The organism is Peribacillus sp. N1, from assembly GCF_054600815.1.
On sequence record NZ_BAAHZO010000007.1, the window covers coordinates 41,869 to 67,653 of the forward strand.

At 42.3% G+C, this 25,785-nt stretch carries 20 protein-coding genes and 1 other annotated feature (1 of these 21 only partly in view); of the genes, 13 read left to right on the forward strand and 7 right to left on the reverse strand.

Going from position 1 to position 25,785, the window contains the following annotated elements; translation table 11 throughout:
* Positions 1-158 (forward strand) — a binding site (T-box leader); it begins 73 nt to the left of the window's first position.
* Between the two features lie 53 nt (positions 159-211).
* From leuS to ACYP5M_RS22870, 8 genes are all read left to right on the forward strand, one after another.
* Positions 212-2,626: a leucine--tRNA ligase gene (leuS, locus tag ACYP5M_RS22835; RefSeq protein ID WP_101225555.1), complete on the forward strand. Its 2,415-nt coding sequence runs from the start codon at positions 212-214 to the stop codon at positions 2,624-2,626.
* A gap of 334 nt (positions 2,627-2,960) precedes the next feature.
* Complete coding sequence (locus ACYP5M_RS22840) at positions 2,961-5,879, forward strand: S8 family serine peptidase (RefSeq protein ID WP_459735557.1); 2,919 nt, start codon at positions 2,961-2,963, stop codon at positions 5,877-5,879.
* Between the two features lie 256 nt (positions 5,880-6,135).
* Positions 6,136-6,627 (forward strand): DUF2712 domain-containing protein, encoded by a 492-nt coding sequence (locus tag ACYP5M_RS22845; RefSeq protein ID WP_434167960.1) that lies wholly within the window; start codon positions 6,136-6,138, stop codon positions 6,625-6,627.
* A gap of 70 nt (positions 6,628-6,697) precedes the next feature.
* Entirely contained in the window at positions 6,698-7,462 is a 765-nt protein-coding gene (locus ACYP5M_RS22850) for a DUF2705 family protein (protein WP_459735558.1), read from the forward strand.
* On the forward strand, positions 7,452-8,183 hold the full coding sequence (locus tag ACYP5M_RS22855) for a WxPxxD family membrane protein (protein WP_452445105.1): 732 nt from the start codon (positions 7,452-7,454) through the stop codon (positions 8,181-8,183). Before ACYP5M_RS22850 ends, ACYP5M_RS22855 begins: the two co-directional genes overlap by 11 nt.
* On the forward strand, positions 8,176-8,898 hold the full coding sequence (locus ACYP5M_RS22860) for a DUF2705 family protein (RefSeq protein ID WP_434167957.1): 723 nt from the start codon (positions 8,176-8,178) through the stop codon (positions 8,896-8,898). Before ACYP5M_RS22855 ends, ACYP5M_RS22860 begins: the two co-directional genes overlap by 8 nt.
* Positions 8,899-8,909: 11 nt before the next feature.
* Positions 8,910-9,548, forward strand: a complete 639-nt coding sequence (locus ACYP5M_RS22865) for an ATP-binding cassette domain-containing protein (protein ID WP_459735559.1) — start codon at positions 8,910-8,912, stop codon at positions 9,546-9,548.
* A complete protein-coding gene (locus tag ACYP5M_RS22870; protein ID WP_434167955.1) occupies positions 9,535-10,182 on the forward strand; it encodes a hypothetical protein in 648 nt (215 codons plus the stop codon). The genes ACYP5M_RS22865 and ACYP5M_RS22870 overlap by 14 nt, the downstream gene beginning before the upstream one ends.
* Positions 10,183-10,834: 652 nt before the next feature.
* Here ACYP5M_RS22870 and ACYP5M_RS22875 read toward each other — a convergent pair.
* The 3 genes from ACYP5M_RS22875 to ACYP5M_RS22885 form a co-directional block, all read right to left on the reverse strand.
* Entirely contained in the window at positions 10,835-11,434 is a 600-nt protein-coding gene (locus tag ACYP5M_RS22875) for a hypothetical protein (RefSeq protein ID WP_434167954.1), read from the reverse strand.
* Between the two features lie 128 nt (positions 11,435-11,562).
* The gene (locus tag ACYP5M_RS22880; protein ID WP_434167953.1) at positions 11,563-12,057 is read right to left on the reverse strand and encodes a spore coat protein; all 495 of its coding nucleotides are present in this window, start codon (positions 12,055-12,057) and stop codon (positions 11,563-11,565) included.
* Between the two features lie 131 nt (positions 12,058-12,188).
* Positions 12,189-13,091, reverse strand: coding sequence for a LysR family transcriptional regulator (locus ACYP5M_RS22885; RefSeq protein ID WP_076370054.1), 903 nt, complete (start codon positions 13,089-13,091; stop codon positions 12,189-12,191).
* Between the two features lie 133 nt (positions 13,092-13,224).
* On the opposite strand from ACYP5M_RS22885, the gene gltB reads away from it, so the two are divergent.
* On the forward strand, positions 13,225-17,775 hold the full coding sequence (gltB, locus tag ACYP5M_RS22890; RefSeq protein WP_434167952.1) for a glutamate synthase large subunit: 4,551 nt from the start codon (positions 13,225-13,227) through the stop codon (positions 17,773-17,775).
* A gap of 16 nt (positions 17,776-17,791) precedes the next feature.
* A complete protein-coding gene (gltD, locus tag ACYP5M_RS22895; RefSeq protein ID WP_459735560.1) occupies positions 17,792-19,273 on the forward strand; it encodes a glutamate synthase small subunit in 1,482 nt (493 codons plus the stop codon).
* Positions 19,274-19,454: 181 nt separating this feature from the next.
* Here gltD and ACYP5M_RS22900 read toward each other — a convergent pair whose 3' ends face one another.
* The 3 genes from ACYP5M_RS22900 to ACYP5M_RS22910 all read right to left on the reverse strand — a co-directional run bounded on the left by ACYP5M_RS22900 (position 19,455) and on the right by ACYP5M_RS22910 (position 21,192).
* Entirely contained in the window at positions 19,455-20,024 is a 570-nt protein-coding gene (locus ACYP5M_RS22900; protein WP_434167950.1) for an MEDS domain-containing protein, read from the reverse strand.
* Positions 20,025-20,147: 123 nt separating this feature from the next.
* Complete coding sequence (locus tag ACYP5M_RS22905; RefSeq protein ID WP_230178470.1) at positions 20,148-20,783, reverse strand: FusB/FusC family EF-G-binding protein; 636 nt, start codon at positions 20,781-20,783, stop codon at positions 20,148-20,150.
* Between the two features lie 145 nt (positions 20,784-20,928).
* The gene (locus ACYP5M_RS22910; RefSeq protein WP_101225543.1) at positions 20,929-21,192 is read right to left on the reverse strand and encodes a CD3324 family protein; all 264 of its coding nucleotides are present in this window, start codon (positions 21,190-21,192) and stop codon (positions 20,929-20,931) included.
* A 359-nt stretch (positions 21,193-21,551) separates the two neighbouring features.
* Here ACYP5M_RS22910 and ACYP5M_RS22915 point away from each other — a divergent pair, with 359 nt between their 5' ends.
* The gene (locus tag ACYP5M_RS22915; RefSeq protein ID WP_101225542.1) at positions 21,552-22,196 is read left to right on the forward strand and encodes an SDR family oxidoreductase; all 645 of its coding nucleotides are present in this window, start codon (positions 21,552-21,554) and stop codon (positions 22,194-22,196) included.
* A 43-nt stretch (positions 22,197-22,239) separates the two neighbouring features.
* On the opposite strand, the gene ACYP5M_RS22920 is transcribed toward ACYP5M_RS22915, so the two are convergent.
* On the reverse strand, positions 22,240-22,806 hold the full coding sequence (locus ACYP5M_RS22920; protein WP_434167947.1) for a sugar O-acetyltransferase: 567 nt from the start codon (positions 22,804-22,806) through the stop codon (positions 22,240-22,242).
* A 348-nt stretch (positions 22,807-23,154) separates the two neighbouring features.
* Here ACYP5M_RS22920 and brnQ point away from each other — a divergent pair, with 348 nt between their 5' ends.
* Together brnQ and ACYP5M_RS22930 are read left to right on the forward strand one after the other, a co-directional pair.
* Positions 23,155-24,486 carry a branched-chain amino acid transport system II carrier protein gene (gene brnQ, locus ACYP5M_RS22925; protein WP_434167946.1) on the forward strand — a complete coding sequence of 444 codons (1,332 nt, stop codon included), beginning with the start codon at positions 23,155-23,157 and terminating at the stop codon, positions 24,484-24,486.
* Positions 24,487-24,913: 427 nt separating this feature from the next.
* Positions 24,914-25,780, forward strand: a complete 867-nt coding sequence (locus ACYP5M_RS22930) for an ATP-binding protein (protein ID WP_230178466.1) — start codon at positions 24,914-24,916, stop codon at positions 25,778-25,780.
* Positions 25,781-25,785: the final 5 nt, after the last annotated feature.

Genomic DNA, 25,785 nt, shown 5'->3' on the forward strand with positions numbered 1-25,785 from the left:
GGACGGTCGCGAACTCGCCTTGGAGTCCCGGGTGTGAATTAATAAGTAATGCCTGGCGTTTTAATCCATGTTACGGATGTTTTAAGCTGGGCGGATTTTAGCTATCGCCAATGTGGGTGGTACCGCGGGAAGATATACATAATCCTCTCGTCCCTATTTTGGGATGAGGGGTTTTTTATTGTTTTTTATACGGAAATTAGGAGGAAATCATATGAGTTTTGACCATAGAAGCATAGAAACGAAATGGCAAAAGTATTGGGAAGGCAATAAGACATTCAAAACGGGTGAAGAAAGCGGCAAACGCAAATTCTACGCGCTGGATATGTTCCCATATCCTTCAGGGGCAGGTCTTCATGTGGGGCACCCGGAAGGTTATACGGCAAGCGATATCCTGGCACGGATGAAACGGGCGCAGGGGTATAATGTATTGCATCCGATCGGCTGGGACGCTTTTGGACTTCCGGCAGAGCAATATGCGATCGATACGGGAAATGATCCAGCCGAATTCACGGAGCACAACATCAACACGTTCCGCCGCCAAATCAAAGCCCTAGGTTTTTCTTATGACTGGGATCGCGAAATAAACACGACAGATCCCGACTATTACAAATGGACGCAATGGATTTTCTTGAAATTATATGAAAAGGGCCTTGCATATATTGATGAAGTTGCAGTTAACTGGTGTCCGGCACTTGGCACGGTATTGGCTAATGAAGAAGTCATCGATGGGAAAAGTGAGCGTGGGGGCCATCCGGTTGAGCGTCGCCCGATGAAACAGTGGATGCTTCGTATCACTGCGTATGCAGACCGCTTGATCGACGATCTGAACGATGTGGATTGGCCGGAAAACATCAAGGATATGCAGCGTAACTGGATTGGCCGTTCCGAGGGAGCGGAGGTTACTTTCAATATTGATGGCTTTGATGATACATTCACGGTGTTCACGACTCGTCCGGATACGTTATTTGGTGCAACATATGCCGTATTGGCACCTGAACATCCGTTTGTCGATAAAATTACCACGGCTGATCAAAGGGCGGCAGTTGAAGCCTACTTAGATGAAGTGAAACATAAAAGCGACTTAGAAAGAACAGACTTGGCCAAGGATAAATCAGGCGTGTTCACGGGGGCTTATGCCATTAACCCGGTAAACGGCGAAAAAATGCCGATCTGGATAGCCGATTACGTGTTGATCAGCTATGGAACGGGTGCGATCATGGCGGTTCCTGCCCATGATGAGCGTGATTATGAATTTGCAGTCAAGTTCGACTTGCCGATCAAGGAAGTCGTAGCTGGCGGAGATGTGACAAGTGAAGCATATACAGGCGATGGACTTCATGTGAATTCGGAATTCCTTGATGGATTGAATAAAGAAGAAGGCATTTCGACGATGATCAAATGGCTGGAAGAAAAAGAAATCGGTACGAAGAAAATAACATACCGTCTTCGCGACTGGTTATTCAGCCGTCAGCGTTACTGGGGTGAACCGATTCCGATCATCCATTGGGAAGACGGCACGATGTCTGCAGTGAAGGAAGAAGATCTTCCATTGATTTTACCGAAAGCTACGGACATCAAGCCTTCAGGTACAGGCGAATCACCACTTGCAAACATATCGGAATGGGTGAATGTAACGGATGAAAATGGACGAAAAGGGCGCCGTGAGACAAACACGATGCCACAGTGGGCAGGCAGCAGCTGGTACTTCCTTCGTTATATCGATCCGGACAACAAGGAAGCACTTGCAGATCCTGAAAAATTAAAAGAATGGATGCCGGTCGACATTTATATTGGCGGCGCTGAGCATGCGGTGCTTCACTTGCTTTACGCTCGTTTCTGGCATAAATTCCTGTACGATATCGGTGTCGTGCCAACGAAGGAGCCATTCCAAAACCTATTTAACCAAGGAATGATCCTTGGCGAGAATAATGAAAAAATGAGTAAATCAAAAGGGAATGTCGTGAACCCGGATGATATCGTTGAAAGCCATGGTGCCGATACACTTCGCATGTACGAAATGTTCATGGGGCCATTGGATGCTTCGATTGCCTGGTCCACAAACGGATTGGACGGTTCCCGCCGATTCCTTGACCGTATCTGGCGTTTATTAGTCAACGATGATGGTACGATCACAGATAAGATGACCGAAACGGATGACACGGGCAAGCTTGAAAAAGTCTATCATCAAACGGTTAAAAAAGTGACCGAGAACTATGAGGAATTGAAATTCAATACGGCGATATCACAATTGATGGTATTCATTAATGATGCTTATAAAGCGGATTCGCTTCCTAAAGTATATATCGAAGGCTTCGTAAAGCTGCTTGCACCAGTTGCACCTCACATTGCCGAGGAGCTTTGGTCTAAACTGGGCCATTCCGAGAGCATCACGTACGGTACATGGCCGGCGTTCGACGAAGCTAAGTTAGTGGATAACGAAGTCGAAATCGTCATCCAAATCAACGGAAAAGTCAAAGCGAAATTAATGGTGCCGACTGACACTACGAGAGAAAAACTGGAAGAAATCGCGATGGGTGATGATTCCATCAAAGAACAAATCGATGGGAAAACCATTCGTAAAGTGATTGCCGTACCAGGCAAATTAGTCAATATCGTCGCAAACTAAATAAAAATGATTGGAAGCTGTCCCGCATATTTTTCTGCTGGGACAGCTTTTTTTCGTGGCATTGGCTGACCATAGGAATTAGGTCATGTTAGGATTCTCACCGATTTAAATCTAATAGCGATCAATCTACCAATTAGGCATACTATCGTCATGAGAGGAACATCGGAACGCAAATATCTTGCTTAATTGGTTCATGCGAATCATTTTTCAGCTCTATGGCCAAATAAATTAAGCATTTGACATAAAAAAGGGAAAAAATTGGTTGATAAAATTTTACAGTGTGATAGTTTGGTATAGTACTGTTATTTTTTAACCAATTATTGGAGGGAAAACCGTGAAATTTAAGAATGTGAGTCGAATTACGGCGTGTGCACTTATTTTTGCACTGATATTCAGCTTGATGGTTCCACTGAATTCTCAAGCTGCAGCTGCAACACCCATTGAAAATGTAAAAGCGATTAAAAATGGGGACACTCTGGACGGAAAGTTTGAAAAACCGGATGTTCAATGGTACCAAATCAGTCCCACAACAGAAGAAGTACAAAAGTTCTCCCATATTGAGTTCGAAGTCAATTCGGACAAAATCTTGAATATCTCCGTTTATCAAGATAAAGAAAAAGCAGAAAAAGATGAGAGCAATTATATTGTCTCTTCTTATCCTGATGAAAAAGCCGTAGTCGATTTCCCATATGCTTGGGAAGGCACATATTATGTTAAAGTTGAATATTTCGGCGATACGGATGATGAGGGAAATCCCATCCCGGATGCGGAAAATGTAGCTGAATACTCCATCAATGCGCATTCAGTGACATTGCCGCCATCTGCCGGGGACGAAGGGGAGGAGCTAGAATCTTGCCCGGTTGAAGTGAGTGTAAATGATAAGAAAACGGGAGAATCCATGTTGAAAACACTCCGCGTGTTTAGAGATGAAGTTCTCACGAAGTCGTCTGAGGGACGTACCCTTTCCTCTTTATATTATAAAGCTTCGCCATTCCTGGCCCTTCATCTGGCTGGTAATAAAACGGCAAGGGAAGCCGTTTATAATCACTTAGTCGAGATTAAGCCCCTTATCGAGGATCTTAATGAAAATGGAGCAAGCAGTACGGCAGTCATTAGCAACAAGCAGCAAGAGGCGATTAAGGCCTTATTCAATAAATCGGCAGACGTTGCTCCGGCCGGATTGAAAAAGGATATGGACGCCATTGCAAAGAAAATCAATCTTGATAAACTTGCGGGTGAGAGAATCGTCGATATCGCAAGCAAAGCGGGAATCGAACTTCCTGCTTCGAAAAATGTAAAGAATAAATATATCGTCAAACTTAAACCAGGGAAGTCATTAAGCGCTGTCCAATCCAAGATAAGCGGAAAAGGATATGGAACATTATCGGCGCCTAAGCAACAAGAGGTTCTGTATGATGATATGTATGTTGTAGAGTTAAAGAACCAAGCTAAAATGAGCACAGCAGCTCTATCCGGTATCGAAAAACTTCCAGAAGTGGAATATATCGAAGCGGTAAAAACGTACAAAGCACTTTCTGCCGACATTCAATCTCCGTATCAATGGTCTTTAGATAACGCCGGCGGGGAAGAAGGCATTAAGGGAGCGGACATTGATAACGAAAAACTGCAGAACCTTATTAAGAAACGTAATTTAAAAGATACGTTGGTAGCGGTTATCGACACAGGTGTCGATGATTCACTGGCGGATCTACAGAGTGTCGTTGAAATGGAGTCCGGTAAGAATTTCATCGATAAGAAAGAAAAAGCAATCGATGACAATGGTCATGGTACACATGTATCCGGAATCATCGCTGCCAAAGCAGATAACGGTTATTCTATGCAAGGAATCAATCCAGTAGCTAAAATCATGCCTGTGAAGGTATTGGATTCTTCAGGTTATGGAGACAATGAGAAAATTGCTCTAGGCATTAAATATGCCGTGGATCATGGTGCAAAGGTCATAAACCTTAGCTTGGGCGGAGAATATAGCAGGACGATTGAATATGCCTTGAAACATGCCGCTGCCAAGAATGTAATGGTTGTCGTAGCAAGCGGTAATGATGGTATGGAAGGTCTTTCTTATCCTGCATCATCAAAATATGCCATATCAGTCGGTGCAACCAATGCCCTTGATTTAGTATCCGACTATTCCAATTATGGATCGAAGTTGGACATGGTCGCTCCGGGAACAGCCATTCCGAGTCTTGTGCCTAACGGGAATGTTACTTACATGGATGGTACATCAATGGCAGCTCCCCATGTTGCGGCAGCCACGGCCTTATTATTATCCGGAAACCCTGGGTTGAAAGTGAATGAAGTAAGGGAAATCCTTCATGAGACATCGGAATATGTCGCTTTTGAAGAAGAAGATAATGTAGACCCTTATGAGGGCTATGAACCAGAAGATGGAGAAATCATCATACCGGAAGAAGAACTTCCTGTCGGGAAAGATTTAGTCTCCGGATATGGAAGGCTGAATGCTTACAGTGCTCTTAGTGCAGTGGATTTACAAGCTAAAGTCAATCTTGTGATGGATACGCAAACAAAACTGACTGGTTCAGCTAAAAAAGGTTCAATAATCGAAGTGAAAAGCGGAAGCAAAACGCTCGGTAAAGGAACGGCGTCATCCAACGGAACGTTCAGCGTTACGATTCCGGTTCAAAAAGCTGCGCAGCAACTTACTGTGAATATCTCTGACTCTTCAAAACTAGCAGTATCATCAATCAAAGTATTCGTGAATAAGGGTGCAACCCCTAACAAGCCAACTGTTAAAGCTTTAAGTGACAAAGATACGTATGTAACGGGTCAATCGCAAGCGGACATGAAAATCTCGATCAAAAATAGTGCCAAAAAAGTGATTGGTTCAGGTAACACGGACAGCAAAGGGAATTTCAAAGTGAAAATCAGCAAGCAAAAGGCCGGCACTAAACTTTCAGTCACGGCTACAGACTTAGCGAAACGTGAAAGCAAGGCGGCAACCGTGACGGTTCTCGATAAAACCGCCCCGGATGCACCGAAAGTGAATGAAGTAAGCGATAAAGCTACTTCAGTAACTGGTAAAGCGGAAATCGGTTCAACCGTTACCGTGAAGCACAGCAATAAAAACATCGGAACGGCAAAAGCTGATAGTAAGGGGAACTTCTCCATCAAGATCAGCAAGAAAAAAGCAGGCTCCGCATTATACGTCTCAGCAAAAGACAAAGCGGGCAATACAGGAAAAGCAGCAAAAGTAACCGTAAAGAAAGCTAAATAGCAACAGGGGAAGGCCGTTTAACTACATGTTAAACGGCCTTTTTTTGTGTGAAAACGAATCAAAACACTGCTCCTCATCGGCGGTGTTTTTGCTATGAGCGTGCCTTTTCCGAGCTGTGATGCTAGAAAATGATTTATCATGTGCATTTTCTTCATGATGTCAGATTTGGGATGTCCCATTTTAATTCTGAAACTTCACATACTTGCCGTTCATATATCATTAATCTGTTCAAAAATAAATTCCAGGAGAAAATATGATGAAAAAAAGAAAGGGAAGAGTAATAGCATTAGGTACTATTTTAGCTTGCTCAATCGGGTTAGGAACGCTTTCAGTTGAAGCTGGGAATGAGAATTCGGAATATTCCTTTAAGATTAAGAAAGAGCAAGGCAACGAATATACACGTACAAAGTATCGCCAAACGACTACGGAACGGAATACATGGAAGGTGAGAATGTATCATTCACAAGAAGGTACGAATACTTATACGACTTATTGGTTGGAAAGAAGCGATGGCACGAACGTATCTCCTTCAGTGAAAGTTACAGCAGGTAGCGGCGGTGAAAAAAGTGGGCGCAACCATTATGTTAAAGGCAATGCAGGTGCGAATGCCGCTAAGGTAAGATTAACGGCAGAAAATAATAATTATAGCTCTAGTACCTATACTGTAGACGGATATTGGGATGAAGAGACAGGGAGAATACTACCTGGACAATATAAGACTTATTACACCACTGAATATAATAAATAAAAAATGATGAATATAGTGAAACCACCTTGGATGATTGTTGATACAAGGTGGCGTCCTAAAGGGAGACAAAATGAATAGTTATTATTATCGATTAACAAATAATAAAAAAACAAAGTTCATCGTGTTATGTATTGTGGCGATTGTTATTATTGACATATTTATCTTGATTGGCAATGTTTTAGAGTCATGGATCATGCCCCATCTAGCCACTTTTTTAGCGGGAAGTTCATTAGGTCATATGATGCAAATACTACTTATTTGGTTTTTGCCTATTTTTCTATTAATCTTGTGTGCTGACAGCTATATCCAAGACTATAAAACAGGCTATCGATATATCGTAGCGACCAAAAAAGGGCGATACTCTTATTATAAAACGATGTTATTGGGAAATATGTCATTTTCCTTTTTAGTGATGGTTGGTTGCTTGCTATTAAACATGATTATTGCATATTTTGTATTCATGAATGGTGAATTTGATACAGGGTTGACACCAGATTTATCCCCGGAAAATCCTTTATATACACTCGCCAACAAAATGCCTGCTGTCACCAATGTGGTTTATATCATCATTTTTGGGTTTTACACTAGTTTATGCGCAGGGATGGCGACTGTCCTTAGTTGGTGTTTCCCGGATATAAAGTATACGTATCCGTTAAGCTTTGTTATTTGGTTTTCACAAATTTTAGGACTGAATTATTCATTAGCAATGATTATCCAACCGTTTAACGAAGTGACCTTGGAAGCTTTCGTTTTTATCTTCTTTAGATCGACCATCCTATTTTTAGCGATCATCACGGTCGGGTTCATTTATAAGGTGAAAACTGATGAAGTCTAATCCAAAAAAAGTATATGTATCACTGCTGCTTGTTCTGTTATTTGGATGTTTATGGATGACCTATAATATTCATTATTTAAAAATAAAGCAGCTAGACCCAGCGTATCCATTGATCGGTGATGTAAGTGCGAGTGTAGAAGGCTATCTCTCGGTTAAAAATTTACTGATCACATATATGGTTCCTTTGTTACTATTTTATCGTTTTTTTATTGAAGATGAGCATCCACACATTATCGTTCGCTTAACATCAAGAATCGACATGTATCGGAGACGGACCATCCAAGTTTTTATAAGTTCGTTTATCTTTGCGTTCATCATTTTATTGATTAATTTCGCAGCTGTTTTCATATTCGATAGATTTCACTTTATATCATCAAATTATTGGAACTTATCTCTTCTTAATTTAGCCCTATTGACGTGTATATATTTCTCGATTGGCCTGCTTTATTATTTCATTTTTGATTATTCCAATTCAATCATAGCGACGGCAGCAACCTTTTGTATCTGTTTTCTTTTATATGTGATGAAGAGTCAGCTGAATATTGATTGGGGTCCTGCCAGCTCCGCAAATGTTATCGATCCTTTATTAAGCAGCGGAATTACAGGATATTATTCGCTAATCATGATTGGAAAAGAATTATTTCTATCTCTCGTGATGGTTTTACTTGGGCTATTTGCGATCGAGAAAAAAGATTTCATATTTGGTGTTTCTGATGACTAAACGAATCTTCTTAACGATGTTGATCGTCATTTTGTTGCAAATTTTACTATTTGATTATTTCGATGGCTCTAAAGCCGATTTAACGGGATATATGATCGTTAGCGGAGTTCCGATCAGTAATAAGTTTGTTGTATTGGGAACATGGTATATGTTCTTTTCTGGATTGAGTTTTTTATCGTTAGGTTATTTGCGGCAATATATTTCCGGTTATGGGGTCTACCTCATGATCAGGGAAAAAAGCAGGGTGAAACTTGGGTTTAGAAGAATCGGGAACTTAATAATCCTTATATCTGGATTATCGTTAATTCAACTTCTTTTCTCGATCGTTTTCGCTTTTATAAATAATGAGGATCAGGTTTTTTTTTATGATGATTTTCAATCATTGATTTGTATAGCAGGTCTTTATATGATGTCCAATATTGTCCTGATTTTCATTCAAATGGCACTCGAACTTCATTTTACGGAGGAAGTATCTTTATTGCTGATAAATGTTTATGTGCTTTTTTCGGTTACATTAGGCGGAGTTCTATTATCTACACAAAAGCTGACGTGGATTTTATATTTTTTGCTTCCCAATTTCGGCATGTATGTAAGAAGTGTTGTACTTGAAACTGGCGGAATATCAACAGTAAATGCTTATATCGTTTTAACCGTAATGACGATCATTTTAACTGTTTTAACCTATAGACGATTAAAGAAAATCGATTTAATTTAACGAGGTGCACAATGACAAAAATACGAATTAGCTCTTTACATAAAAAGATGAAGAAGACACTTTTGCATGATATCAATTATGAGTTTAACAGCGGGAAAATTTATGGTTTGTATGGAAGGAATGGCTCCGGTAAAACGATGCTGCTTAGAGCGATTGCAGGATTAATCATGCCAAGCTCAGGAGAAATTGCCATAGACGAAAAAATCCTTCATAAAGATATTTCCTTTCCTGCTAATATTAGTGTCATTATTGAAAACACTTCGCTACTGCACCAATATGACGCTTATACAAATCTGAAGATATTATCAAAAATCAGGAATATCGCCACTGATGAGGATATTGAATTGGCAATAAAAAGAGTCGGTCTTGATCCTGATTCAAAAATGAAGGTCGGAAAGTTTTCGTTAGGGATGAAACAACGTTTAAGTGTCGCCCAAGCTATATTTGAAAAACCGGATATTTTATTATTGGATGAACCAACAAATGCAATCGATGAAGAAGGAGTCACTCAAGTTTATCAAATCTTGAAAGAGGAGAAAGAACGCGGGGCACTCATCATTTTGACAAGTCATCATAAACAGGACCTGGAGGAATTAGCGGATGAGTATGTAAAGATGGATAATGGAGGAATCGTTCTTGACTCTAAATAAAAGCATAGCCGCGTTAACTTTACTCGTATTGATAAGCGGATTCCTTATCTATAAAGTGTACATTGTTCCATCAGCGATGAGTGCCGCTAATAGAAATACGGAAAATAATGCTGCTTCCTATAAGGTGTTGGAATCACAAAACATCATTGTCGGGAGAGATATCGATCAGGGTTATTATGATATTAAAGCTCTCGATAGTGAAGCTGTAGTTGCTGGCAATAAAATGCACAAAAATGCTGTACTGCATGCAGAGCCTTCATATATGAATGAAAATTTCTCGATTAAAGGGAAGATTGAATTCAAGCCTTCTGAATTTGAAAAAGTCGTGAAAAAAAATCAAAAAATCATCATGAAAGATCCTGGTCATTATGTGGTCGGTACAGAGATCCCAGCGGGGAATTATGTACTATCAAGAACAAGCGATAAAATTGGAGTGTTTGTCGATATAAAAGATGAAACGGAAACCGAAAGCTTGCAAACGATTCAATGGGATATCGACGAAAAAGTGAAAAAGCCAATCGTGATCGAACTGAAAAAGGGCTATAACGTATATATCGATAAAACGGGAAAAGATGGTTATATATCAAATGAGAGTGACCTGTTATTGGAGAGAAATAATGAGGATAGTGAGTAATTTAATGGGATTAAATACTTCCGAAAATATTAGGAATCCAGCTCAAAAATGGCGGATTCCTTATTTTAAATGTAAATACCTAGGGCGGGATTTTCGAGGGTCCATATATCCGCCGTTTATTTGATGTCCGAGAGAGCTCGCAATGACTACTGCTGCGAAGAGGAGGATGATTTTCTTCAATTAAATATCTTCTTTCCGTTTTTTTATTTTTAAAGATTACACCCAAATGCCTCTTCTTTCAACCCCCTTTTTATGGATGTCGAATTAATTGTGACAAACATTAAATGACCTTTTTTAACTAATGTATCAAAGATAAAGTAGCTGGTATTAATTTAGAAGTGAAAGACTTTAAATAATTCACTAATAGAGATGAGAATAATAAGAGATTGTCAATTTATGGGGGTCAACTCTTAGCGGACTCTCATTTGCTTTTGGATCGCCAAATCCACCACTTCGATCTTGAATTGCTCTTAAAGCATGAGTTTTTCTCTAGCTTGATACAGGATATATGTAATTCGTCGGGCGGCTAATTGGGATTACTGTAAGGCTAGGGAGATGACTGAAAGGGGAGGTCTTGATGCGGTAAATAGGGCGGAATGAAAAAAACAATGCAGGTGCAAGTTCGATTCAACTTGCACCTGCATTTGTCAGTTCATTTAGTGAATTCACTTCTCAGGAGGTAGACAACATCGTATTCCTTCAACTCTTCCATATGGCCATCCATATCACCATAAAAATCAGTGGAAAGTGAACGTATGCCTTCATTTCCGCTTGAGTAGCATATACTTGCCAATGCAAGCTTCTTTGTACTGTTTATATTGAGTTGGCCAGCACTGCCCGAAACCATCGAATCCTTTTCATCAATGGTTTCAGGATAAGTAGCTGTAGTCATTCCACCATCGTTTTGAATGCTGATATTGAACATCGATTGATCTTGTTCCTCATCCGTTTTGGAGGTGGTGAAGAGGATTGTCCCATTCTTTTCAACCCCAGTTGTCATGCGGCCTTTTTCATCTTCAACAAGTTTACCAAATTCATATTTTTCGACCCAGACGGACATCTCCTTGTATGTATCGTCAACGTTGAAATCGATAAGAAAGGAATGTTCAGCTGTATTCTCCAGGATGGCTTTTTCCCTTGCTGTCAGCTCAGGAACTGAAAGGTTATTCTCGGATTTTGGATCATTATCCTTACAGGCGACTAAAGAAAGTGAGAGCAGGGATATGATGATGGATAAAATGATCTTTTTCATGATTTTCACCTCTTGAATAATTTCAACCTAATTAAAACCAATTCTTATATATTATAACATTATAATGAAAACTGGAATCGAAACACGGCAAAAAGGCAAGCAATCGTATGCTTGCCTTTTTTTTGCATTTAGAACGGTTGGGAAAGAGCCTTATTAGCAACATCGACGTCACTTTGAAGCAATTGGTTCAAGTCGTAAGCAGGATAGAGGTTTCTTTCATAAAGGTAGTTGAATATCTTGGCATGGGTATCGATGGCTCCATTTAAATGTTTCTTAAATACCTTTCGAAGGGAAGGGGTGGCTGTTTCCGTAATCGCCATTGCGTAATTTTTGATGGATGATTTGGCAAAGCCCAGCAATTCCCCGGCAGCAGCTGCCGATGCGTCATCCCTTAATACATCGTCATCCTGGCCCGTCTTAGGCGTCAATGGGTAAAATTGCAGCAGTTCCATGATGTTTTGGGTAAGGGTATCGATCGTTTGCTTATAAATCGTTTTTAGAATTGGGTCTTTTATTTTTGGGTAAGCTTTTTTAAATTTCATAAGGGCATTGGACTGAGCGGCAACCAACTCATGAAGCTCGAGTGTTTCATGCCAAGCAAGATGTGGATAGGTGGGTTGCATTTAAATTCCTCCTGAACGAATAATCTTGATACATTATTCGTTCAGTGGGCTATAGGCAAGTTGTCTAGAAATATTTATGGGAAGAACTGGTCCCATCTACGATTACCATTAACCGTTTAGAAGGCCATATTTTATTGATATTGCTCGAGAACAGAGAAGAACTTTTTGGCAAATTGGTAAAAAAGTTTTTCTGATGGAGCCAAGTCCCTGTTTTTAGGAGTGATGATGCCGACAGTCCGTTTGACTTCGGGTGTATCGATCGGGATCTTGACAGTCAGTCTTGGAATGACTTCATAAAAAGTACTGTCAGGGAGCAGACTGACTCCGATTCCGGCAGAAACGAGCCCTTTTATGGAATCCATGTCTTCACCTTCCGAGGCGATATTCGGTGCGAAACCGGCTGCTTTGCACGCCTCGAGTGCAATAGTGTGAAAGATGTATCCTTTGGGAAACAAGACGAAGGGATCATTTCTTAAATCACTTAGGCGCAGACTCTTTCTTTCAGCCAAAGGGTGAGTGATGGGAAGTAAAGCCGATATGTTTTCCGTGAACAGGATATGACCTTCAATATCTGGATCGTTTGTCGGAATCGGCCCAAGAAAGGCTAATCCGATTTCGCGATTTTTGACAGCTTCCTTTAAAGAGGAATAAGATCCCTGTCTTAAGTGGAAGCCGATATTTGGCTGCTCATCTTTAAAAGCGGAAATGACGGTAGGAAGTAAATGGGTGGAAAGGCTGGTCGGGAACCCGATTTTAATGCTTCCGTGTTCAGGGTCCAAAAACTCCTCAATTTGATATTTAGCATATTCAATCGCCTGTATCGCCGTTTTGGCATGGATTAAGAAAATTTTACCAATTGGAGTTAATTGGATATTCCGGCCGATTTTCTCGAATAACAGAACGCCAAGTTCATCTTCCAATCTGGATATTTGCCGGCTGATTGCAGATTGTGCGATATGCAGGTGCTCTGCGGCTTCTGAGACGTGTTCTCTCTCGGCGACTTCAACAAAATAACGTAATTGTCGTAGTTCCATTTATTCATCCTCCTGCCATTCATCTCAAATTGAGATGGATTCTACTAGAATTATATATTGTTTATATCGATTTGAAAACCTAGAATAAATGTAAGTGACATAACGGTGTAAGAATACGATGGGGGCGATTAATATGACATACAATCAAATACCAAAAGCACAAGGGCTCTACCATCCTGAATTTGAACATGATGCATGTGGGATCGGTTTATATGCTCATTTAAAAGGGCTTGCTACACATGACATCGTCAAACAAGGACTGAATATGCTGTGCCAATTAGATCATCGCGGCGGACAAGGCAGCGATCCGCTTACAGGAGATGGCGCAGGATTAATGGTACAGATTCCTGATGAATATTTCAGGCTGGCATGCCCGGAAATGAATTTGCCGGCAAAAGGACGCTATGGTGTAGGCATGCTCTTTTTCTCTAACAATGATGATGAACGGAATGAAATCGAAGCTCGTTTGAATGCATTTATCGAACAAGAAGGCCAAACGTTATTAGGCTGGAGAACGGTTCCTGTTGATGCAACGAAAATCGGAGAGGTCGGCAAGGAGACATGTCCGACGATTCGCCAAGTATTCATCGGGGCAAGCGAAGGGATGACTGATGATTTAGCTTTTGAGCGTAAATTGTTCATTATCAGAAAACAAGCTGAAAACTGGGCTCGTGAACGCGGCAATCGTTTTTATTTTGCCAGCCTTTCAAGTGCTACGATCGTATACAAAGGATTGTTGACGCCTGAGCAGGTGGATGCTTTTTATCTTGACCTTCAACAGGAGTCCTTCGTTTCGGCTTTCGCTTTAGTGCATTCCCGCTTCAGCACGAATACATTTCCTAGTTGGGAACGGGCACATCCAAACCGTTACCTGATCCATAATGGCGAAATCAATACGCTTAGAGGTAATGTGAATTGGATGAAAGCTCGTGAGCAGCAGTTTGTTTCGGAAGCATTCGGGGATGACCTGCAAAAGGTGCTGCCTATTCTTGATATAGACGGCAGTGATTCCTCGATTCTTGATAATGCACTTGAATTCTTCGTGCTTGCCGGGCGTAAACCGGCACATGCGGCGATGATGCTGATCCCTGAACCGTGGACGGAAAATCCGCATATGACGAAGGAAAAGAAGGCATTTTACGAATATCATAGCATGCTCATGGAGCCATGGGATGGGCCGACGGCCATATCCTTTACGAATGGCAAGCAAATCGGTGCCATCCTGGATCGAAATGGTTTAAGGCCTGCAAGGTATTATGTGACAAAAGATGATTACATCATTTTCTCCTCTGAAGTCGGCGTGATCGATGTGGAGCCGGAGAATGTATTATATAAAGATCGTTTAAGCCCAGGCAGAATGCTTTTAATAGATTTAGAGGAAGGCCGTATTGTTTCCGATGAAGAGATCAAGTCGGAAATGGCTCAGGAAAACCCATACCAGCAATGGTTGGACGAACAGCTTGTACAATTAAGTGACGAAGAACCTGTGCTCGAAGGGGAGCCATTGAGTGATTTGTTATTCAGGCAAAAAGCGTTTGGATACACGTATGAAGATGTCCAAAAATATTTACTGCCGGTCATTAACGAAGGCAAAGATCCACTGGGCAGCATGGGGAATGACATTCCGTTAGCGGTCTTATCAGATCGCCCGCAATCGCTATTCAACTATTTCAAGCAATCCTTTGCACAGGTAACCAACCCGCCAATCGATTCGCTTCGTGAACAGATCGTCACGTCAACGATGACATTCCTCGGTGCGGAAGGAGATTTGCTGAAACCGGATGAAACGAACAGCCGCCGCATTCAATTGGATTCACCTGTTTTGACGCCAGGTCAAATGCAGCAGTTGAAAGGAAACGCCTATCCTGAATTCAGGAGCAAAGTCATTCACACTTTATTTTCAGAAGATTTAGAGAGTGAACTTGATCGCATCTGTCGTGAAGCGGAACAAGCAATCGCTGATGGAGTAAGCCTTTTGATTTTATCTGACAAGGATATGAGCAAGGAAAAGGCTGCGATACCTTCCCTGCTGGCTGCGAGCGCCCTTCATCAGGAGCTGATCCGTCATGGGAACCGTACAAAAGTGAGCATTATCGTTGAATCCGGGGAAGCGAGGGAAGTCCATCATTATGCGTCCCTGATCGGGTATGGAGTGGATGCGATTTACCCGTACCTTGCTTATGAAACATATAAGCAGGCCGTATTGGAAGGCAGTTTGGCCATCAGCTACGAAGAAACGGTGAGGAAATATGTACGCTCGTTGACGGAAGGCATCGTAAAAGTAATGTCGAAAATGGGGATTTCAACGATTCAAAGTTATCGCGGAGCGCAAATTTTCGAAGCGGTCGGAATCGGTGCTGATGTGATTGAACGCTATTTCAGCGGTACGGCATCGCAGCTTAGTGGGATCGATTTGGAAACGATCGCAGATGAAGCGTTGATTCGTCATAGAAAAGCTGCAGCTGATTCCCTTGACCAAACACTTGAAAGCGGAAGTGATTTTCAATGGAGAAAAACAGGGGAACATCATGCTTTCAATCCGAAAACGATCCATACACTGCAATGGGCCTGCCGGAAAGGCGATTATAATTTATTTAAGCAATATTCAAACTTGGCAAATGAAGAGAGACTAGGTTTTTTACGGAATTTATTCTCGTTCGACCAAAAACGCCAAAGCATTTCTATAGATGAAGTTGAATCCGTGGAATCCATCGTCAGCCGATTCAAAACGGGCGCGATGTCATTCGGTTCATTGAGTCAGGAAGCACATGAAACATTAGCGATTGCTATGAACCGTTTAGGCGGAAAAAGCAATAGCGGTGAAGGCGGGGAGCACCCTAGCCGTTACCAACTGGATGAAAACGGCGATGACCGCCGCAGCGGAATTAAACAAATTGCGTCCGGTCGTTTTGGAGTGAAAAGCCATTACCTTGTTAATGCCGATGAACTTCAAATCAAAATGGCGCAAGGTGCAAAGCCGGGTGAAGGCGGCCAGCTGCCTGGAAACAAAGTATACCCTTGGGTCGCAGAGGTCCGTGGTTCCACACCGGGTGTCGGCCTTATTTCACCGCCTCCGCATCATGATATCTATTCGATTGAAGATCTGGCACAGCTGATCCATGATTTGAAAAATGCGAACCGTGATGCCAGAATCAGCGTCAAGCTTGTGTCAAAAGCAGGAGTAGGCACGATTGCAGCCGGTGTGGCCAAAGGAGCCGCAGATGTCATCGTTATCAGCGGGTATGATGGCGGTACGGGCGCATCACCAAAAACGAGTATCAAACATACTGGTCTTCCTTGGGAGCTGGGCCTTGCCGAGGCACACCAAACATTGATGCTGAATGGCCTGCGCAGCCGTGTAGTCCTTGAAACGGATGGAAAATTAATGACGGGACGCGATGTGGTCATGGCAGCTATCCTTGGAGCGGAAGAATTCGGCTTCGCTACAGCACCGCTTGTGGTCCTTGGCTGTGTCATGATGCGTGCTTGCCATTTGGATACATGTCCTGTCGGGGTAGCTACTCAAAACCCTGAGCTTCGCAGCAAATTCACTGGAGATCCCGATCATGTCGTGAATTTCATGCGCTTCATCGCTGAGGAAGTCCGGGAAACGATGGCTGAGCTTGGTTTTAGAACATTGGAAGAAATGGTCGGCCGCACTGATGTTTTACAAGTGAGCGAGCGGGCGCAAAACCATTGGAAAGCGAAGCATCTGGACTTGACGACACTTCTTTTCCAACCGGAGGGGATTCGTACGTATCAACTTCCTCAAAACCATAAAATAGAAGAATCCTTGGATATCCGTGAGATTTTACCTGTTGTGGAGCCTGCTTTAAATGACCAAACCCAGGTGGATGTCAGCTTCCCGATTACAAACGTGAACCGTGTGGTCGGAACGATTGTCGGCAGTGAAGTATCCAAACGCTATGGTGAAGAAGGGTTGCCTGAAGATACGATCACACTTCGTTTTACGGGATCGGCGGGCCAGAGCTTCGGTGCGTTCATTCCAAAAGGGATGTCGATGTATTTGACAGGTGATGTCAATGACTATGTTGGGAAAGGCTTATCTGGCGGAAAGATCATTGTCACGGCACCTTCTGGCAATCAGATCGAGGCCGGGGACAATGTAATTGCCGGAAATATCGCCTTATATGGTGCAACAAGCGGGGAGGCCTACATTAATGGCCGTGCAGGGGAACGATTTGCCGTACGGAACAGTGGAGTCAATGTCGTCGTTGAAGGAATTGGAGACCATGGCTGTGAGTATATGACAGGCGGACGCGTGGTCATCCTGGGCGACGTCGGCAAAAACTTTGCGGCAGGCATGTCAGGCGGCATCGCTTATGTACTTGCTGATGATGCAGAAGAATTCAAGGCATTATGCAATGGTGAAATGATAGAATTCGAGACGCTTGATAATATGGATGATGCCAACGAGGTAAAAGAAATGCTTTACAGCCACCTTCATTATACAGAAAGTGCCAAAGCATCGTATGTACTGGAGAACTGGGAGGATTTCGCTAAGAAATTCGTAAAAGTCATTCCGAAAGATTACAAACGGATGATCAAAAGCATCAATGAGCAGAAGCGTGCAGGGCTGACGGATGAAGAAGCGATCATGAGTGCATTTCAAGCAAATGCCGTTCAAGATAAAAAAATCACTAAACAAGCTGTGATGCAGTAAGGAAGGGGAGAGAAAGATGGGAAAAGCAACAGGATTTATGGATTATCCGCGAGAAAAACCAAAAGACCGGAATCCTCTCACTCGTTTAAACGACTGGAGAGAGTATACAGCTCCTTTCTCTGATGAAAAGTTAAGTACACAGGGAGCTCGGTGTATGGACTGCGCCACCCCTTTCTGCCATATGGGCATGGAATTGAACCGAGTCACAACGGGCTGTCCGATTCATAATCTGATTCCGGAGTGGAATGATTTGGTGTATCGCGGCAGATGGAAAGAAGCATTGGACCGTTTATCGAAAACGAATAATTTCCCTGAATTCACAGGGCGCGTCTGCCCGGCCCCTTGTGAAGGGTCATGTACGGTAGCGATAAGCGATCCTGCCGTTACCATCAAGAACATTGAACGGACCATCATCGATAAAGGATTTGAAAATGGCTGGATCACGCCTCGCATCCCTGAAAGCAGGACCGGCAAGAAAATTGCCATCATCGGTTCAGGGCCGGCAGGATTGGCGAGTGCCGACCAGTTGAATCAAGCAGGTCATTCGGTCACGGTTTATGAGCGTTCAGACCGTGCAGGCGGGCTGTTGACATACGGCATCCCGAACATGAAGCTTGAAAAAGATGTCGTTGCACGCCGGATCAAATTATTGACCCAGGAAGGCATCGATTTCATTACCAATACAGAAGTAGGCAAAGATATAACAGCCGAAGAACTGCAAGATCAGTATGATGCAGTCATCCTTTGCACAGGTGCCCAAAAGCAGCGTGACCTGAAAATTGAAGGACGTGAAGCAACAGGCATTCACCTTGCAATGGATTACTTGACGACTTCGACTAAAAGCCTGCTGGACTCCAATTTTGAAGACGGCAAGTTTTTAGACACTAAGGGGAAGGACGTCATCGTCATCGGCGGCGGGGATACAGGAGCTGACTGTGTCGCGACTGCCCTTCGCCAGGAATGTAAGAGCGTCGTACAATTCGGGAAGCATCCAATCCTTCCGACGGCCCGTACATCTGATAATATGTGGCCAGCCTACCCGAATGTCTTTTCCCTTGATTATGCGTATGAAGAAGCGGAAGCGAAATTTGGTGCAGATCCGCGTCAATATTCAATCCAAACAAAAAAAATCGTCGCCGATGAAAATGGCAACGTAAAAGAACTGCACACAATCTCCATGGAAAAAATCAAAGCCGATGACGGAATGTACATTTTCAGGGAAGTTCCTGGAACTGAAAAAGTATGGCCTGCACAATTCGTTTTCATCGCAATCGGATTTGAAGGAACGGAAATGCCGCTATTAACTCAATTTGGCGTAGAAACAGTCAATCAAAAAATTGATGCCGTCTATGGCGAATACAGAACCAATGTCGAAGGGGTTTTCGCTGCCGGAGATGCAAGAAGAGGGCAAAGCCTCATCGTTTGGGCCATCAATGAAGGCCGTGAAGTAGCTCGAGAAGTGGACCGCTACTTGATGGGCGCATCGGTATTGCCTTAATTTCAAAAAAAGAAGTGCCATTATGGCGCTTCTTTTTTTGTGTGGTGGGAAAAATGTGCTTACGAGTAAAAGCGCCGAATTCACGAGTAAAGCACAAAACCCAAAGAGTAACTAACCCAAAAATTTTCAATAATGTACGGAAACAACACGCTTAGGAGATTCCTAAGCGTGTTGTGTATTATTATTTCAAACTAGGTGGCAAGTATTGTTCACAGATAATGATATCATCGTCTTTTAGGACATAAGGATGTGTTTCCAACAATATGGTTTTAAGGTAGTCTGGCATCCTTTCACCTTTGTACGCACAAATTAATGGAAACGACAGTAGATTTACAGCTTCATCTACTGTTCTCTCAAATTCCTCTATGATGTGCAGCGGCTCTTCCAGGGTTGCCCATTCCACATGTGCCCATGATCGGAAAGAGATTTTATTTTCCACATAGGGCTGTACCATTTTATTAAAGTATTCTTCGATTGCAGGAGGATGATAACTGCCGCTTGAACAATAGAAATCGAAGTTGTTCACAAAATGAAGGAACTCCATTTGATCTTCCGTTAACCGAGTGCTCAGCTCTTTTTGAATAATGGGGTAAATACGGTCATTTTCAACAAGAATGACGTAATCTCCCGCCATGATGCCATCTTGGATATAACTTAAAACTTGTTTAATGTAATTTTCCATTTCATTATAGGAATACAGCACATGAATGTTTTTTTGATCTTCGAACAACTGATTCATTTTGCTTTTCAATATATCATTCCTTCTTTCATGTATCGCTTCCATTATACTAGAGTTCCATAGGCAGGACAAAATGAGAATTTTTTAACAAGGACAAAAAGCAATCCTTCGCCATTGAAGGATTGCTTTTCAGTATTATTTCAGCCGCTCGATGAGGTCGGTCATTTTATCCAAATTGCTTATGTTCTGGTTGCATTTCATACTGTCCAGGCAAATGTAATTCCCTTTTTTAATGAATGTACCTTGGACGGTTCCTTTTGTTTCAGACATGAACATCCCTACTTCTTCAAAGCGGCTGCATATGGCACAGATCCCTTTTTTGTTGGCAGGTTTAATGGTTCCATGCAATCCGGTGAGTTTATGATGATGGGGGGCAATGATGAATTTCTTTCCGGATCCGACATCATCCCATCCTAGGTATGAGATCTCTCTCAAATCGATGTTTTCCAACAAAGGGGTTTTTAATTTCTTTGCTTTAGGAAATAGTTTTTTTATCGTTTTTTCGGTTACTTCTTTAAATGGGATCACAAATGGCTTCACCTGTAAGAGAAAGGCTTCGGCTTGTGCGGGATCTTTGATGGTATCCACTGGGTCCAGCAGTTGTTTTTGCTCTTCGTTCAAGTCACTGAATAAGCTTAATACTCTTTCTTTGGCGACTGTTTTCAGGGTGTTGATCACATCCTTATCGTTGGCAGTCGCGTGTCCATTTATGAGAATTTGTGTTTGGGATTTTATGAAGTTATACTGCTCGCTCCTGATAAAAGGTTCCATTTTCTTCACTCCTGTTTCTGCAAGTGTTACCGTTTCTCTTTACTTTACATAAATTGCATCTGCTTTAAAAGGGGGAAAACGGCTAAGAAACATACTCTGCATACAAATAGCACTGATATCATTATCAGTGCTACCCGTGTAATCCTTATTTAGAATATACGATTTTCTTGATGGTTTCCGCGGAGAGAAAATGTTCCTCTGCTAATTGATGGATGGTATGCCCGTCCTTGAATGCATATTTTATAGAGGCATTCCGGTCATCGATCAATTCCCTTGATCCCGAACGGGTTCCCCATTTGTGATGGGCCTTTTCGGGTTTAGGGATATATATGGTTTCACCTTGCACATACTTTTGAATTTCAACGATCAGCTTTTCAGGTAAAACGGCCGTCGCTTTTACATATTTCATTTCTGCCAGCCCCTTATTCTTTATTAAGAATGAAATAAGGTGCAAAGCCGAATATTAGAAATGATAAGGCGGGCGATTAAGTTTAGCTTAATTCAACCCCATGCAAAGTATCGCCTCCAATACTAGGCTTTGCATGAGACGCTGCAGAAGGTGGCATTAACATTCTTATTGCCATCTTTACACCTCCCCTTTGTGTTTCCGAAGAACACGTATTGTTCTTATTATAAAATATATAAGGGTGGTTGCCAAACTTTTTCCAATGTTAAAGCAGAATCGGCGGGCTGATTGTTTGATAATGCTCTGAGTCCATGAAATAATTTTAATGGAAACCAAACTAACCATTATGGGAGCTGACCTTTATGAAAGTATTCGTAGTTGGGGCAAACGGGCAGATCGGTAAACAGCTTGTAGATTTATTAAAAGATAGCCGGGATCATAGTGTACGGGCGATGGTTCGCAAAGAAGAGCAAAGTAAGCACTTAGAGAGAAGTGGAATTGAATCTGCGGTCGTCAGTTTAACTGGATCAGTGGATGAGATTGCGAATGCGGCAAAAGGCTGTGATGCCGTCGTGTTTACAGCAGGGTCCGGAGGAAGCACCGGTGCTGATCAAACGCTGTTGATTGATCTGGATGGTGCAGTTAAAACGATTGAAGCGGCAGAAAGCTTGGGAATCGACCGATTCATTATGGTGAGTGCTTTTCAGGCCAATAATCGCGAAAACTGGAATGAAGCGATCAAACCGTATTATGTGGCAAAGCACTATGCGGATAGGGCATTGTTACAAAGCGATTTAAATTATACGATCATTCGGCCTGGCGGTCTGGTCAATGAACCGGGAACGGGAAAAGTGACAGCCGCCGAGGAATTGGAAAGAGGTTCGATTGCCCGTGAAGATGTGGCTCGAACGATTCTTGCGTCATTGACTGAAGAAAATACCTACAAGCGTTCTTTTGATTTAATCTCTGGCGATATTGCAATCGCGGAAGCATTGAAGAAAATTTAACGAAAAAAAGGAGGCAGAGCCACTCAGGGGGAGTGGGCTCTGCTTATTTAATTCCTTCAATATGCTTGATGACCTTCGCTGGGTTTCCACCGACAACAACGCCTTCAGGAACATCCTTTGTTACGACGGCCCCTGAAGCGACGACGGAATGACTCCCTATTGTAACGCCGGGATTGATGATGGCCCTTCCGCCAATCCATACATGATCCCCTATCGTAACCGGCTTTCCGTATTCCACTCCAGAACTGCGTACAAAGGGATCCAGCGGATGTGTGGCTGTATAGATATGCACTCCGGGAGCCAACATGCAGTCCCTGCCAATTTTCACTTCACAAACATCCAAAATGACACAATCAAAGTTAGCATAAAAGTTTTCCCCGACAGAAATGTTGTATCCATAGTCACAACGGAAAGTGGGTTCAATATATACATTTAGCCCAGTGGAACCTAAAAGCTGTTTCAGCAGTGCAGTTCGTTCGTCCCCTTCGCTTTCCGTTGTCTGATTGTATAACCGGGTCAACTTTCTGGCATTTTCCCTATCTGTGATTAATTCCGGATCAGCGGCCATGTAAGGTTTCCCGCTCACCATCTTTTCTTTTTCAGTATTCATGTTTACCTCCTATATTCTTGTTTTTTATAGTTTGGTTAAATATTAAAACATTTTTCCTGCAAAATAAATTGCGGTACTTTTTACTCAAATTTCCTGTTGAATCTAAATGCCTCTCTCGTTTTCTTGGAAAGAAGTAAGAAAAGAAAGATTTTTCCGAATAATGAATGAAATAGCTTTGACAAACGTTCCGCCGAATTTTATAGTAAGAAGAGTTATGGATGATTCATAGTTTCATGAAGGTCCATTTTAACAGATAAGTAGAATGGTTCGAAGTTCATGTCACTTTTTACCGGAAATTGATGGACAACTTTTCTTCGTTAAGATAATCAAATCAATGGAGGGCTCTATATGTCACAGAAAGCACCGCTATCTTTTGTCATTGTAACAGGATTAATGCTTTTTGCTTTATTTTTTGGTGCAGGAAACTTAATTTTCCCTGCCATGCTCGGTCAATCCGCGGGGACCAATTTGTGGTCGGCCAGTTTAGGGTTCATCATTACTGGTGTTGGATTGCCATTCATTACAATATTGGCATTTGGTTTTTCGGGGAAAAATGATGTTCAATCGCTTGCAAGCAGGGCACACCCGTTATTCGGTATCATTTTCACAGTCGTTCTTTATTTATCTTTGGGACCGCTTTTCGCGCTTCCAAGAACGGGGAGTGTGTCCTACGAAATAGGGATTAAACCTTTCCTATCTAATGATGTCGGTTTTTTACCATTGCTGATATTCACGATCATATACTTTGGAATTGCCTGTTTGTTATCCATCAATCCATCAAAAATGCTCGATATCGTCGGAAAAATATTAACACCTTTATTATTGATTTTCATCGGGATTCTCATTGTGGTCGCCATTATTAACCCAATGGGTGAAATCCAGTCACCAGCGGCAGAATATTCAGATAATTCTTTCTTCAAGGGGTTTAAAGAAGGATATTTGACCATGGATACGCTGGCCGGATTTGCATTTGGGATCATCGTCATCAACGCGATCAAAGATAGAGGGATAACATCAAGAAAAGAAGTGTTAGGCTTCTGTTTGAAAGCCGGCTTAATTGCTGCCACCTTGTTGGTGATCGTTTATGCGTCCATAACTTATGTCGGGGCAACAAGTGTGGAAAAACTCGGTCAACTGGGTAATGGCGGAGACGTTTTGGCTCAAGCCTCGAATCATTTTTTCGGACCGGCTGGTGCCGTGTTGTTAGGGTTGATTGTGATCGCTGCTTGCCTGACGACAAGCATCGGTTTGATAACGGCTTGTGCTACGTATTTCAATAAAATACTGCCTGCTGTATCGTATAAATCATATGTCGTCATCTTCTCCGTTTTCAGTGCGGCTGTTGCCAATGTAGGTTTGACAAAGCTCATTTCCATTACAGTGCCTGTGTTAACGGCGCTTTATCCCGTGGCGATCGTTTTGATTGTCCTAACGTTCTTCCATTCCTTATTCAAAGGGAAATCGGAGGTATATTTAGGAAGCTTATTATTAACGGCCATCATCAGCATAATGGATGGAATAGTGGCATCAGGCATTAAAATGGATGCCGTTTCGGACCTTTTCACTCAATACCTTCCACTATATAGTGTAGGGGTGGGATGGATAATTCCTGCCATCATCGGCGGTGTATTGGGCTACATGGTATACCTATTGAAAGGTGACCCTAAGGAAGCCTATTAAGGGATATCATTCACTAACATCGATTCTTGAAAGGAGCTGTCTTGCTGACAGCTCCTTAGTTTGTCTACAAAAGTGATACCCCGCCCCTATTTTGATGAGGCTGGGCATCCGCGGAAAGGGAGTGGATTTCAGAAATCAGGCAGGAACGTATTTTACATAAAAAACTGCAGCGAACTAGTTCTATGGTTTTTTATTGTTTTATGAAACTCTTATTGGATTGAAGAAATCTGTGACACGCAATTTGCTTTGATGAGTCTTGGTATCGGAGTAAGGGAGCGGATTTCAGAATGAAAAACTGCAGGGGAAACTCGTTTTATTCCGAGTTTATCCACAGTTTGGGAGCTGTCTTGATGACAGCTCCTTTTCTTAGTGTTTGTTTTTAATGGGAAAGAGCTTTAAAATGTTCAGAAAGGGGTGTAGGAACATAATGATCAATCGACTACCAATAGAAATAGCAAATATATTACAAGCAAGCAAAAAGAATCCTTCTCAATTTGAGGAATTGATCAGGAGCGGCGGATATCTGCCTCCCGAGATGGAGTTGATGGTGGATGCCATCACGGCCTTGAGCATGGGAAAGAATATCCTTTTGAAGGGTCCGACAGGGGCTGGAAAGACAAAGTTTGCCGAGACATTATCGAACTTATTCAACCAGCCGATGTTCAGCGTCAACTGCTCAGTCGACTTGGATGCAGAAAGCTTATTGGGCTTCAAGACGCTGGCTTACAAAGAGGAAAAACAAGTGATAGAATTCGTACCTGGACCAGTGACCAATTCGATGAATCACGGTCACTTCCTATATATAGATGAAATCAACATGGCAAAACCGGAAACTCTGCCGCTTATCAATGGCGTGCTTGATTACAGAAGGACGATAACGAATCCGTTCACGAATGAAGTCATAACGGCAAAAGAAGGCTTTAATGTGATTGCTGCAATCAACGAAGGGTATGTCGGAACAGTGCCGCTGAATGAAGCGCTAAAAAATAGGTTTGTCGTCATTGAAGTTCCTTATATCGAAGGGGAGCAGTTAAAGCAATTGATAGAAACCAATACAAAGCTGGAGGACCCAAAAAGTATTGATTTGTTCGTTAAACTGTCGAGTGATTTGATAAATGCCGTGAATCAAGGGAAGGTGGCTGAAGATGCGGCATCGATCAGGGCTTTGCTTGATGCTTGCGATCTGAGTGTGTTGATCCCGGCGAAACGGGCGATTCTTCGTTCCATTGTGGATAAGTTGGACGAGGAACGGGAGCGTGAGTTCGTGAAGAACTTGGCTGACACATTATTCTAACTAGG

What these genes read in the sequence shown, in the direction of transcription:
- ACYP5M_RS22920 (WP_434167947.1), bottom strand. Translation starts at nt 22,806, where the DNA reads ATGAATACTGAAAAAGAAAAGATGGTGAGCGGGAAACCTTACATGGCC.
- brnQ (WP_434167946.1), top strand. Translation starts at nt 23,155, where the DNA reads ATGTCACAGAAAGCACCGCTATCTTTTGTCATTGTAACAGGATTAATG.
- ACYP5M_RS22915 (WP_101225542.1), top strand. Translation starts at nt 21,552, where the DNA reads ATGAAAGTATTCGTAGTTGGGGCAAACGGGCAGATCGGTAAACAGCTT.
- ACYP5M_RS22855 (WP_452445105.1), top strand. Translation starts at nt 7,452, where the DNA reads ATGAAGTCTAATCCAAAAAAAGTATATGTATCACTGCTGCTTGTTCTG.
- ACYP5M_RS22875 (WP_434167954.1), bottom strand. Translation starts at nt 11,434, where the DNA reads ATGAAAAAGATCATTTTATCCATCATCATATCCCTGCTCTCACTTTCT.
- leuS (WP_101225555.1), top strand. Translation starts at nt 212, where the DNA reads ATGAGTTTTGACCATAGAAGCATAGAAACGAAATGGCAAAAGTATTGG.
- gltD (WP_459735560.1), top strand. Translation starts at nt 17,792, where the DNA reads ATGGGAAAAGCAACAGGATTTATGGATTATCCGCGAGAAAAACCAAAA.
- ACYP5M_RS22930 (WP_230178466.1), top strand. Translation starts at nt 24,914, where the DNA reads ATGATCAATCGACTACCAATAGAAATAGCAAATATATTACAAGCAAGC.
- ACYP5M_RS22910 (WP_101225543.1), bottom strand. Translation starts at nt 21,192, where the DNA reads ATGAAATATGTAAAAGCGACGGCCGTTTTACCTGAAAAGCTGATCGTT.
- ACYP5M_RS22845 (WP_434167960.1), top strand. Translation starts at nt 6,136, where the DNA reads ATGAAAAAAAGAAAGGGAAGAGTAATAGCATTAGGTACTATTTTAGCT.
- ACYP5M_RS22865 (WP_459735559.1), top strand. Translation starts at nt 8,910, where the DNA reads ATGACAAAAATACGAATTAGCTCTTTACATAAAAAGATGAAGAAGACA.
- ACYP5M_RS22905 (WP_230178470.1), bottom strand. Translation starts at nt 20,783, where the DNA reads ATGGAACCTTTTATCAGGAGCGAGCAGTATAACTTCATAAAATCCCAA.
- ACYP5M_RS22880 (WP_434167953.1), bottom strand. Translation starts at nt 12,057, where the DNA reads ATGCAACCCACCTATCCACATCTTGCTTGGCATGAAACACTCGAGCTT.
- ACYP5M_RS22860 (WP_434167957.1), top strand. Translation starts at nt 8,176, where the DNA reads ATGACTAAACGAATCTTCTTAACGATGTTGATCGTCATTTTGTTGCAA.
- ACYP5M_RS22850 (WP_459735558.1), top strand. Translation starts at nt 6,698, where the DNA reads ATGAATAGTTATTATTATCGATTAACAAATAATAAAAAAACAAAGTTC.
- ACYP5M_RS22885 (WP_076370054.1), bottom strand. Translation starts at nt 13,091, where the DNA reads ATGGAACTACGACAATTACGTTATTTTGTTGAAGTCGCCGAGAGAGAA.
- gltB (WP_434167952.1), top strand. Translation starts at nt 13,225, where the DNA reads ATGACATACAATCAAATACCAAAAGCACAAGGGCTCTACCATCCTGAA.